This is a genomic window from Pseudomonas sp. BIOMIG1BAC, assembly GCF_001705995.2.
Taxonomy (GTDB): domain Bacteria; phylum Pseudomonadota; class Gammaproteobacteria; order Pseudomonadales; family Pseudomonadaceae; genus Aquipseudomonas; species Aquipseudomonas sessilinigenes.
Genome location: NZ_CP049045.1, coordinates 5,971,140 through 5,983,150 on the forward strand (window position 1 = coordinate 5,971,140; position 12,011 = coordinate 5,983,150).

General features: G+C 57.7%; 11 protein-coding genes. 8 read left to right on the forward strand and 3 right to left on the reverse strand.

Annotated features, from left to right (window positions below):
- The first annotated feature begins 248 nt into the window (after window positions 1-248).
- From ATY02_RS27565 to ATY02_RS27575, 3 genes are all read left to right on the forward strand, one after another.
- Window positions 249-512, forward strand: coding sequence for a DUF2790 domain-containing protein (locus tag ATY02_RS27565; protein ID WP_083235997.1), 264 nt, complete (start codon window positions 249-251; stop codon window positions 510-512).
- 731 nt (window positions 513-1,243) lie between these two features.
- The gene (locus tag ATY02_RS27570; RefSeq protein ID WP_068579426.1) at window positions 1,244-2,494 is read left to right on the forward strand and encodes a ribonucleotide-diphosphate reductase subunit beta; all 1,251 of its coding nucleotides are present in this window, start codon (window positions 1,244-1,246) and stop codon (window positions 2,492-2,494) included.
- A gap of 234 nt (window positions 2,495-2,728) precedes the next feature.
- Entirely contained in the window at window positions 2,729-3,709 is a 981-nt protein-coding gene (locus tag ATY02_RS27575) for a hypothetical protein (RefSeq protein ID WP_068579429.1), read from the forward strand.
- A gap of 11 nt (window positions 3,710-3,720) precedes the next feature.
- Here the strand turns inward: ATY02_RS27575 and ATY02_RS27580 are convergent, their stop codons facing one another.
- Complete coding sequence (locus ATY02_RS27580) at window positions 3,721-4,878, reverse strand: hypothetical protein (protein ID WP_068579431.1); 1,158 nt, start codon at window positions 4,876-4,878, stop codon at window positions 3,721-3,723.
- Window positions 4,879-4,997: 119 nt separating this feature from the next.
- Complete coding sequence (locus ATY02_RS27585; protein ID WP_068579434.1) at window positions 4,998-5,813, reverse strand: sulfite exporter TauE/SafE family protein; 816 nt, start codon at window positions 5,811-5,813, stop codon at window positions 4,998-5,000.
- A gap of 114 nt (window positions 5,814-5,927) precedes the next feature.
- On the opposite strand from ATY02_RS27585, the gene ATY02_RS27590 reads away from it, so the two are divergent.
- Window positions 5,928-6,710, forward strand: coding sequence for an AraC family transcriptional regulator (locus ATY02_RS27590; protein ID WP_068579439.1), 783 nt, complete (start codon window positions 5,928-5,930; stop codon window positions 6,708-6,710).
- Window positions 6,711-6,819: 109 nt separating this feature from the next.
- The gene (locus tag ATY02_RS27595) at window positions 6,820-7,137 is read left to right on the forward strand and encodes a transcriptional regulator (protein WP_068579442.1); all 318 of its coding nucleotides are present in this window, start codon (window positions 6,820-6,822) and stop codon (window positions 7,135-7,137) included.
- Window positions 7,138-7,193: 56 nt separating this feature from the next.
- On the opposite strand, the gene ATY02_RS27600 is transcribed toward ATY02_RS27595, so the two are convergent.
- A complete protein-coding gene (locus tag ATY02_RS27600) occupies window positions 7,194-8,252 on the reverse strand; it encodes an MBL fold metallo-hydrolase (protein ID WP_068579445.1) in 1,059 nt (352 codons plus the stop codon).
- Between the two features lie 202 nt (window positions 8,253-8,454).
- Here ATY02_RS27600 and ATY02_RS27605 point away from each other — a divergent pair, with 202 nt between their 5' ends.
- The 3 genes from ATY02_RS27605 (at window position 8,455) to ATY02_RS27615 (ending at window position 11,977) form a co-directional block, all read left to right on the forward strand.
- A complete protein-coding gene (locus tag ATY02_RS27605; protein WP_068579448.1) occupies window positions 8,455-9,063 on the forward strand; it encodes a TetR/AcrR family transcriptional regulator in 609 nt (202 codons plus the stop codon).
- Between the two features lie 172 nt (window positions 9,064-9,235).
- Entirely contained in the window at window positions 9,236-10,306 is a 1,071-nt protein-coding gene (locus ATY02_RS27610) for a diguanylate cyclase (RefSeq protein WP_068579449.1), read from the forward strand.
- A gap of 351 nt (window positions 10,307-10,657) precedes the next feature.
- Window positions 10,658-11,977, forward strand: coding sequence for a methyl-accepting chemotaxis protein (locus tag ATY02_RS27615; protein WP_068579452.1), 1,320 nt, complete (start codon window positions 10,658-10,660; stop codon window positions 11,975-11,977).
- Window positions 11,978-12,011: the final 34 nt, after the last annotated feature.

Here is a 12,011-nt window from a genome sequence, read left to right on the forward strand (position 1 = left end):
AAAATGTTTGAGAAGGCCTTGATAGAGGGCTTTTTCAGCGATTGTTACAAAAACTGTCAAAGGTGTTTATCAAAAGTACGCCTATATGAGGGGCGCCCCCACGCCTAAAATCAGCCTCGCCAAACAGGCAACTGATTAACCAAGTTACAGCCCCCACGAAGGCAGTTAATCAAACTTCTACTCAAGTTCCACACGCAGCCTCAAAAGGGCTGCGCGACCCCACACGACCTTAGATAGGTAAAACGCAAATGAAAGCTTTATTAGTTCTGGCCCTCAGCAGTCTGTGCGCTACCGCGATGGCTGGTGAGATCCCGACTGATGTCGCCAACCAGCAAGTACCGGTAGAGGAATATAGTTACTCCACTGACTTGGACATCGCCAAAGTTATTTCCATGAGCGAAGTTCCAGAAGTATGTGAAGTTGTACCAGCTCGCATGGAATATGAAGACTCCAAAGGCCAGCGGCATATTCTTCAATACCGAGTTATGGGCAACGGTTGCTCTAACGGCTAATCGCCGAGTTCATTGCACACACCTTGATGACTGCCGGCCGCAAGAAATCCGTCTTGCGGCATGGATGCCAGCCCCTACCCGAGGGAGTACCGAGCATCACCCCACGGCATGCGACCACGGCCATCGCATGCATTACCCCAAAGATTCAAATCAGAGCGCAAGCCATTGGCGCCCTCCACCTGGAGAGCTCCGCCACGCCCCTGGCTGATGGCGCTTGGCCTCCTTCCAGGGAGCTTCTCGAAGCGTACGAGCGAAGATATTGAGTTGTGTCAAAAACCTTGAAAAGGCTTTCAAAAACACAACATCTAGTAAATTTGATCATTTATTGATCAAAAAAAGCCATTTCTCATCGACCACAAAAAAAATCTTCAACGAGCAAAGCCTTGTAAACCCGTGCTCTGCCCTTCTTCATCGCCTTTCTTGGGCCCGCCTGCGCCCATCGGTCACCCCACGCCCCTGAAAAAATCCTTATAATGCGTCCTCAAAACGGGACTGCAACATTCCCTTACCGGATGGAAAACGACCTGCTGCATCGCACGCCGGAGCTGAAACACCCAGCTCCACCGGCCAGCAGCCTCGAGGCACCCGCAGACGAATTTCTGTTTATTGCCTGCGTCACTGCTGCAACAAACGATTTCTTATGATTTAACGCGGCCGGTAGCGCCGTGTGAAAAGCCAACTTTATTCATTTTCACACGGGCATCTGGCCCTCAAGCAGGAGACGACACGTCATGCTGAGCTGGGACGAATTCGACAAAGAAGAAAGCGAAACCACGGTCAAGGGCAGCAATGCCGGTGGCCAGGCTTCTGAAGCCACCATGGACCGTCTCGACAGCGCTGGTGGTGCCGCAGCTCTCGAAGCTCGTGCCGTGACTAGCGCCGACTCGGCTGCCGTGATCCGTGCCAAGGCAGCTCTGGATGAACTGGACATCGCTGAAGGCCTGGCCGAGCTGGAAGGCTCTTCCGCTCGCATCGCCGTTGATGAAAAGCGCATGATCAACTGCCGTGCCGACCTCAACCAACTGGTGCCATTCAAGTACGACTGGGCCTGGCAGAAATACCTGGACGGCTGCGCCAACCACTGGATGCCGCAAGAGGTCAACATGACCGCGGATATCGCCCTGTGGAAGAGCGTCGAAGGCCTGACCGACGACGAGCGTCGCATCGTCATGCGCAACCTGGGCTTCTTCTCCACTGCCGACTCCCTGGTCGCCAACAACCTGGCCCTGGCTGTATATCGCCTGATCACCAACCCGGAATGCCGCCAGTACATCCTGCGCCAGGCCTTCGAGGAAGCGATCCACACTCACGCCTACCAGTACTGCATCGAATCCCTGGGCATGGATGAAGGCGAGATCTTCAACATGTACCACGAGATCCCATCGGTAGCGAAAAAAGCCGCCTGGGGCCTGCGTTATACCCGCGCGATCTCTGACCCGGAATTCAACACCGGTACCGTCGAGACCGACAAGGAACTGCTGCGCAACCTGATCGCCTACTACTGCGTACTGGAAGGTATCTTCTTCTATTGCGGCTTCACCCAGATCCTGTCCATGGGTCGTCGCAACAAGATGACCGGCGTTGCCGAGCAGTTCCAGTACATCTTGCGTGACGAATCCATGCACCTGAACTTCGGTATCGACGTGATCAACCAGATCAAGATCGAAAACCCGCACCTGTGGGATGCCGAAATGAAGGAAGAGGCCACCCAGATGATCCTCCAGGGCACCCAGCTGGAGATCGAGTACGCTCGCGATACCATGCCACGTGGTGTATTGGGCATGAACGCCGCGATGATGGAGGACTACCTCAAGTTCATCGCCAACCGCCGCCTGTCGCAGATCGGCCTGAAGGAAGAATACCCAGGCACCACCAACCCATTCCCATGGATGAGCGAAATCATGGACTTGAAGAAAGAGAAGAATTTCTTCGAGACCCGTGTAATCGAATACCAGACCGGTGGTGCACTGAGCTGGGACTGATTCGGGCAGCGAGCCTGACCCCCTGGCCCGGATATAGGGCCGGCGAATGAATGAAAAAGCCCTGACCTGGTCAGGGCTTTTTATTGGGCTCGAACACCCGATACATCCCGATAGCTACGACGGCTCCTGCCATGACAACTACACAGGAGACAACTGGCAAAGAACAAACAATGGATGCAGTCTGCGAGCCTTGCCGCTATAAAATCCTCTCCATCGCTCAAGGACCCAAGCCCCATGAAATTCGATGTCGCCTATTGCATCAGCCTCGACGACAAGTTGTCGATCTATGACGTACGGGACCTGAATTTCGATGAGACCGTGGACTTCGACTCCGCCAAGGAGCACTTCCAGTGCCCCAACGACATATGTCGCATGATGTTCGAAGCCAGTAATGAACTGGGTACCTTCAATGCCAAGAACGTCAATTACATTCGCACACCGCACTTCAAGAACCTGACCACGACCCGGCACATGGAGGGCTGCCCCTACGGCGCCAGCAAAACCGGCGGCAACATAGACGGTCTACAGGCCGAGAACGATCGTGAGGAGCATTTTCCTTCGGAACTACTGCTGACTCGCCGCGAATACGTGCGTAAACCAACGCCATCGACAACCTCGACAAACACCCCCGACGAAAACCGACCAATCGCTCCAATCCAGGCTTTTCGCCCCCATCCCGAGCGGCGAGACACCCCAGACACAACCAGCATCTTTGCTCATCCCGTGGAATGTTTCGTATCGAATATCGACGACAAGGACCTGCTCAAGCGCATGCCGCTGAAGATCGGCGAACACACCGCCTCTTATGCCTCGTTCTTCAAGAAGATCGAGTACCTGCAGGACAACAAGGGACTGATCTACTGGGGCAAGATCAAGCAGATCAAGGACTACACCCAAAGCTTTCGCATCGACTTCGAGCAGAAGGTCTGGTTCAAGGCAGAAGGCGAAGCCAGGAAGAAGCCATATTCAGTCAACGTTTACCTGAGCAAGAAACTGATCGACAACTATCGCAAGCACAAAGCCTTCCTCGAAGAGATCAAGCTCGCCATCGATAACCAGCGCGAGTTGTACTGTTTCTTCTATGGTGTGACCCCGGCCTTCAAGCAAGTGCCGAGCAAGAAAAACCCCGAAGCGAGCTTCGGGGTTTTCAGCGCCGATATAGAGAACCTGGATCACTTCATAATCCGCGAGGCTGCGGGCGTGGAGGCGAAGTAACCCCGCGGCTTTCAGCGTTTGGGCAACTCCACCGCCACCGCGCCAGGGTGTTTCCTGACTACCGAGTACGGCAACACGGCCCACTGCGGCCCGTCGCAAGCCCGCTCTACCCGGGGGAAGTGAGCGCTGATGAACAGGCCCCTGGGTGTGAAGTACCAACTGTTATCGCCCCAGACACCGGTGTCACTGTAGTTACAGCCTTCGTCCTCGCTGGCTGGCTCGCGCATTTCACGAGGATGCAGGGCCGTGAACTGTTCGACCAGCCAGGGTGCCAGCTGCTGCGTGTTGTACTCATACAGGGCGCCATGCTCGGATTGCTTCAAGGGCTGCCCTTTTCCAACCCACAACACATCCGTCAGGGACAGGTCGCGGCCACTGTTCACGTCGATGTTCAAGGGGGAATCGCCAAAGTCCGGATGGGCACCGCCACAGGTGTAACTGGTAGCGATGCTGACACTGAGCACGGCCGAGGAGAAAAACCGCGGCTTGACGCTCTGTATGAACTCGCCCCCCTTGCCAGCCTCCAGCATGCACTCGTGGTAGCCCCCCACCTCACGCCACAAACGCTCCATCAGCAACTGGTTGAGCTGCTCTTGCCGGTCTTGCGGATAGCCGGCTATCACCTTGAACATCGAGAGGTTCGATGAGGGTTCGCTCCACCATTGCAGCGTGTAGCCCATGAAGTCCTGCTGCTTGCCCTGCTTAAGCGTCAGGCCTTGCAGACGCAGGTACTCATACAGGTCCTCCCGGTACAACTTCGCAAGGTACGGCAATGTGCCCGGCTTGGGTTCCTGCGCACTGGCCGGTGCCAGCCGGACCTCCAGGGTCTTGCCATTGGCCCCTTGCCACTGGCCCTGCCAGCCTTCGGCAGTTCGCTGTAACTGGAAAGCTGCCTGGGGTGATGCATCCTCGGCATAACTCTCCCGACCTTCACTCAACTGCAGCGACTGCTCTTCGAGCGAGCCCGCCAGGGGCAGGTCATGGTGGTACTTCTGGTAGAAATAACGCCCCGTGACCTTGTGCGGATCACTGGTGCTGATTTCCATCACGATTGGCATCTTGCCCAAGGTGCCGACAAGAATCTGCCTGGATGAGGAGGCCTGGGCAGTCGCCCCCAGAAGCGAAACCAACAGGCCACCAAACAGCCAACGCATCAGTCCATTGAACATGGAAACTTCCTTGTATTGGACGCCGGAACACTTCCCAAAGGAAATCCCGGCCAGAGTAGTTGACGGCAATTATGAACTGCCCTCCCAACACAATCGAGCCATCGAGCGTGACGCGCCAGTCACTTCAGGCACATGCTCAGCAGCACCAGCAACAGTAATCCGATATACACCCGCGCATGCACCTGGTCCGGGATGCGGCCGATCCAAGGCGTAGCCAGGCGAATACCCAACAGTGACCCCAGTGTCAGCACCGAAAACGCCAGCAAGTCGACATACCCGACGAACCAGGGCCCCAGGTCGAAGCGACTGAACCCCGCCAGCAGCATGTAGGTAGTTGTACCCGCCAACGCCACTGGCACACTCAAGGGGTTGGCCATGGAAGTGGCCTGGGTCATGGTAAGGCCGCAACGACGTAGCAGCGGCACCGTCATCACACTGCCACCCACCCCGAGAAAGGTGGCGATAACGCCTATGCCGACACCACCAAACATGGTTTCTCCGCCCCCCAGCCGACGTGCCTCCTGCCCACCTGCCTGGTCGAGAAAGCCACGCCGCAGCAGGCAATCGGCAATGGTGATTGCCAAATAAGCGATGAATGCGTAGCGGATCACCTCGCCACTGACCCACATGGCCGCTGCCGCACCAAACACCGCCCCCAGGCCAATGTACCCGCCCAGTGGCCACAGGTAATGCCGGATGAGATTGCCGGCGCGCTGGTGTCGGCGGCTGGCAACCAATGCGTTGACTATCATCACGCAAGTGGAGGTGGCCACGGCAATATGCATGGCCGCCTGCCCCGCCGCGGAACCGCTGCCCTGGCTCGCCAGCAACATCCAGTACAACAGTGGCACCACCACGAAGCCCCCGCCGAAACCGAACAACACGGCACTGATGCCTGTCATGCAACCAAAAAGTGCCAGCAGTAGATAGAACATCGAGCAGCATCCATCAGCCAAGGAATACCCAGACGATAGAACGCAGGCGCTTGGCCGACTTTAGCAAGTCGGCCAATAATGTTGGCGTTTACGCCAACTATGGAACGTCTCGGAATGCGCAATATTCCTGTCGACCAACTGGACCAGACACCACGCCCGGTGCTGGCCATTGGCACCGATTACGCCGATGGCCAACGTCTGCCACGCCACCGCCATCGGCGGGCGCAGCTGCTATATGGAGCCACCGGCGTCATGCAAGTGGGTACCGACCAGGGGAACTGGGTAGTGCCTCCCCAGCGAGCGGTATGGATACCACCCGAAGTGGAGCACGAAGTGCTGATGCTCGGGGTCAGCACCCGCAGCCTGTACATCGAGCCTGATGCGGCTCCGCTGGGCAACAGCGGCTGCCAGGTGATCCGGGTCTCGCCGCTGTTGCGTCAATTGCTGCTGGAGGCGGTAGAGATCCCACTTGAATACGATCGGCAAGGGCGCGATGGGCTGCTGATCGAACTGTTATTGCTCGAACTGCAACGGTGCCCTCCACTGCCCCTGCACATCCCGCTTCCGGCTGCTCGCCCCCTGCTGCAACTGTGCCAGGCCTTTCTCGCACACCCCGACATCCATCAATCCCCACAGCATTGGGCAGACCAGTTGCATGTCAGCCTGCGTACATTCAATCGAGGATTCCGCCAGCAGACAGGAATGAGCTTCACCCAATGGCGACAGCAGGCCTGTGTGGTCCAGGCCCTTGCACGCCTGGCAGCGGCAGAGAGCGTGACACGAATCGCCCTGGATTTCGGCTACGACAGCCCTGGCGCATTCTCCACCATGTTCCGTCGGGTACTTGGACAGTCTCCGACCACCTACCTGAATCAGCTGGAGCCAAACGCCAGGTAAGGCCCCACGACCAAGGGCCATAGAGCATCCACAGTCGAGTTTGATCTGGAAATCCAATTACTGTATATACATACAGTAATTCCAACGAATCGACCTTCCGGAGAAAGCCATGGCGTCTTTAGCGATGAAAATCACCCTGGAACGTATCGCGCTCTATCAGTTCACCCCACAACACTGTGCCCAGGCACGTGACATGCTGGACTGGGACATGGAGCGTCTATCTCGTGAATCCACGGTTTCGATACAAGCTATCCAGCGTTTCGAAGCCGGCTACGAAGTCCGTGATGTGACGCGCCTGGCTCTGGCGTTCTGCCTCGAAGGCCAGGGCCTGGTATTTTTCCCAGGTTTTACCCCCGGCCGTGGCATGAACATCAAGGGTGCAACCCCCAACCCCATGGAACGTCCAGACTACGCCATGATCGAATAATCCCTGTCCTGGCCAGTCTTACCCAGAGGGGCGCCGGGTGTACCAGACGTATCGAATCAGGCGGATGCCCCTTCCTGCTGTTCCAGCGTCCCATCCACCTCCAGCCACCACGCTGTGCCTCTATCGGGTTGCGTCAGGCTGAACGCCTGCCCCATCTGCGGGGTGGTGATATTGACGCTGCGCTCCCAGGCCAAGGACAGGATACGGTCGAACGGCTCATGCCAGGCATGCATGGCCAGGTCGAAGGTGCCATTGTGGATCGGTAGCAACCAACGGCCTCGCAGGTCGATATGGGCCTGTAGGGTTTGCTCTGGTTGCATGTGCACATGGGGCCATTCAACGTTATAGGCCCCCGTTTCCATCAGAGTCAGATCGAAGGGTCCATACTGCTGGCCGATACGCTTGAAGCCATCGAAGTAGCCGGTGTCGCCACTGAAGAAGATTCTCGTCAATCCATCGATCATGACCCACGATGCCCACAAAGTGTGGTTGCCATCGAACAGGCCACGCCCGGAAAAGTGCTGAGATGGCGTAGCGATAAAGCAGATGCCATCGATTTCACACCCCTGCCACCAGTCCAACTGCCGCACCTTGGCGGCAGGCACTCCCCATTTGATCAAGGTGTCACCCACTCCCAACGGGGCAAGGAAATGCCGGGTCTTGCTTGCCAGAGCCAGTACTGCCTGATGATCCAAATGGTCGTAATGGTCATGGGACAGGATTACCGCCTCGATTTCAGGCAACGCCTCCAGGCTGATGGGCGGTTGATGAAAGCGCTTGGGACCAGCCCACTGAAAGGGCGAAGCACGCTCGGCGAACACCGGATCGGTAATCCAGAATTTTCCGCGCATTTTCAGCAACACCGTGGAATGCCCAAGGCGATAAACGCTGTGATCAGGCGCTTTCAGCAGTTGCTCGCGGGTCAGGGAGTGGACCGGAATGGACCCAGCCGGGCGAGTATTGCGGGGTTTGTGGAACAACATGTTCCAGAATATCTGCAGCGTCTTGCCAAAGCCGGCGCGACGCACAGGGGCATGGTTACGAAAGGCCCCCTGCTCCTGGCGAGAAGTTTCCTGACGGGAAACAGGGGTGACGCTGGACGAGACAGTGGCCATCACTCAACGACTCCATGGAACGTGACTAGGTTCCGAGGTTGCTCTGCGAAACGATTCATCGGCCCAGGCCAGCAAACATCAGCCGGCCATCGTTGCTCCGAAGACGAACTACACTACACAGTGTAGTTTCTGCATTGCAACAAGATTAAGACGAAGTAGACTGCCGAGTGCTTTCACCGCCCACCCTGACTGAACCCAATTTATGACAGCTCCGAAGCGCCTCACCGACCTCAAGCGCAAAGCCATCATCCAGGCAGCGATCAACGAGTTCCGTGCCAATGGTTTCGACCTCACCAGCATGGACAAGATCGCCGCCACGGCCGGGGTCTCCAAACGCACGGTATACAACCACTTTCCGAGCAAGGAGGAGCTGTTCGCCGAGATCCTGCACAAGCTCTGGGCCAGTATCAGCGCACAGGCGGAAATCACCTACCGTAGCAACGTCCCCTTGCGCGAACAGCTGGAACAACTATTGCGGGCCAAGCTGCGATTGCTAGCCGATGAGAATTTTCTGGACCTCGCCCGGGTGGCCATAGCCGCCGCCATCCATTCACCGCAACGAGCGCAGGACATGGTGGCGCGCCTGGGTGAACGGGAAGAAGGCCTGGCCGCATGGATTCGCGCCGCCCTGGCCGATGGCCAACTCAAGTCGCTGGATGTGGAGTTCGCCGCCCAGCAGATGCACGGCCTTATCAAGAGCTTCGCCTTCTGGCCCCAGATCAGCCTGGGCCAACCGCCCCTGACCGCGGATATGCAAACCCGGGTCATCGAATCGGCCCTGGACATGTTCCTCAACCACTACCAGGCCTGAAACCAAACGTACCCCGCACGGCTCTCCAGCTCTTGAACACGATGAAATGGCTTCGAAGGACACTGATTATTCCTACTGGAATAAATGACAATATTCATCAGAGTGATCCGATAAACGGAAAAGCCGCAGAAACGTAACAACGCGTTTCACTACAAGAACTGGTGCAGCAATCATGGAAAACCAACGCGGCAAGGGCCTTTCATTCGCCCGACGCATCTACTGGCCAAGGATCATCGGCCTCGGAATCGGCAGCATCAGTGTCTGCGCCACAATCTATCCCCTACCACTCCCCGCTTGGGTATGGGCCCTGCTGCTGTTCCACGGCCTGCTTTGGCCGCATCTGGCTTGCCAACTCTCCACGCGCTCAGCCTTTCCCTACCAGGCAGAGCGACGCAACATGCTCTACGACTCGCTGCTCGGCGGATTCTGGGCAGCGACCATGCAGTTCAATCCACTACCGACAGTCACCATCTTGTCGATGATGGCCATGAATAACGTGGCGGCAGGCGGCCTGCGACTGTTTATCCGTGGCGGTCTGGTCCAGTGCGGCGGAATACTGCTGTCCTGGGCCCTGCTTGGAGCCAGTTTCAACACCCAGATCAGCGCACTGCAAATCTACGCCTGCCTACCCATGCTGACCCTCTATCCGCTAGCGGTGGGTATGGTCTGCTATCGCCTGGCGATCAAGCTGCACGAACACAAGCGGGCCCTGAGCGCCCTGAGTCGCACCGACAGCCTCACCGGCCTGCTCAACCACGGCTCCTGGAAAGACCTGCTGCACATCAAGTTCCATAAGTGCCAGCAGCGCCAGATCGAAGCCAGCATCGCCCTCATCGATATCGACCACTTCAAGGCCATTAACGACACCTACGGCCATATCGTGGGAGATTCGGTATTGCGCCACCTGAGTAATGAGCTGCGACGCAACCTGCGTCATGACGATCTGGCCGGCCGTTACGGCGGCGACGAGTTCTGTGTGATCCTGCCACGCATGAGCCATCAACAGGCCCTGGAGGTCATGGAACGCCTGCGCCGGGTGTTCAACCAGTATCGACATCCACAGGTAGCGGAATTGCAAGTCAGCCTGAGCATCGGCCTCGCCGCCTTCAGGCCGGCCTACCTTGATCCTTCGAGCTGGCTCCATGCCGCCGACCAGGCCCTGTACCAGGCCAAACACTGTGGGCGCAACCGCATCGCCAGCAACGACGACATGGAACATCTCGTGCAAGCACAAATGGCATAAGAGGCTAGAAAACTTATACAAAAAGGAAGTAAGAATATTTTTGTATAAGTTTATTTGGATTTTTAGGGACAACTGCCATCATAATGCCGCCACTTTGCCACAGTGCCTGCCGTTCCTGTACAGCACTGCAGTAGCCCAAACCCCAACTAAATCGACTCGCAGCCGGCACCCAGCCGCTGATGCAGCCACGGTGCCCGCCCTAAGCACCGTCTGCTTCATCGCTGCGAGTTTTTCTGCCAGCCATGGAACGCTGGCATTGAGCAGATAGTGTCGGATGTCAGAGAGCATTCGGCCTGCAGGCGCACTCCATAGGGATCGACGCAACGTTTCTCCCACAGAGCACCAGCCAACATGCTATTCAATCGCCACGCCAAGACCATCGATGCCCTCAACCGGACCATCGCCGAACAATCGCGCATGCTGGGAGCCATCGAACGCTCCATGGCCGTGATCGAGTTCGATATCAACGGCTCCGTACTGCGGGCCAACGACAACTTCCTCAAGGTCCTGGGATACCGCGACGACCAGGTCCTGGGCCAGTCTCACCGGATGTTCTGCCCCCCCGAATACGCCCGCAGCAGTGACTATCAGAAGTTGTGGTCACGCCTGAAGGACGGCCATTTCGAATCCGGCACCTTCGAACGCGTCGCCAGCGATGGCCGGAGCCTGTGGCTGGAGGCCAGCTACAACCCCATTCGTGATGAGTCCGGCAAGGTCTACAAAGTGATCAAGTACGCTCTGGATGTGACCGCCAGGATCCAGGAAGAAGTCGAGGCGCGGAACAAGCTGGACGCCATCGACCGGGCCATGGCCGTGATCGAGTTCAATCTCGATGGCACCATCCTCGATGCCAACGCCAACTTTCTCAGTCGCATGGGCTACAACCTGGCCGAGATCAAGGGCAAGCATCACCGCCTGTTCTGCAAACCGGAACTGGCCAATAGCAGCAGCTACCAGGACTTCTGGAACCGCTTGAACAAGGGCCAATTCTTCAATGGCCGCTTCGAGCGTATCGACAAGCTCGGCCGGACCCTGTGGCTGGAAGCCAATTACAACCCGGTCTACGACGCCGCCGGGCGCCTGTGCAAAGTGGTCAAGTACGCCGCCGACGTCACCGAGCAGGTGGAAAAACATGAGCGCGACGCCCAGAGCGCAGCCCAGGCCTACCACATCTCGGTCCAGACCCGCAAAGTCGCCGAGCAAGGCACCGGCGTGATCCAGGAGGCCGCCAACGAAATGCGCCAGATCGCCAGTAACATCGAAGACTCCTCCTCGCAGATCGCCCGGCTCGGTGAGCGCTCGGAGCAGATCACCGCCATCGTCAACACCATCCGGGCCATTGCCGACCAGACCAACCTGCTGGCCCTCAACGCCGCCATCGAAGCCGCCCGGGCCGGCGAACAGGGACGTGGCTTCGCCGTAGTCGCCGATGAAGTTCGCCAACTGGCTGCACGCACCAGCGGCTCGACAGCGGAAATCTCCAGCATGATCGACATGATCCAGAACGAGACCCTGCAGGCTATCAAGAGCATGGATAGCACCCGGGAACGGGCAGCCAAGGGCGTGCAACTGGCCGACCAGGCCGGCACCGCGATCCTGGAGATTCGCAACGGCGCCAGCGAGGCCGTGGACGCGGTAAGCACCTTCGCCACGGAGCGCGGCGCGCTCTGAGGCAAGGCTTTCCCGGCGTCGATAGTGGCGTCGG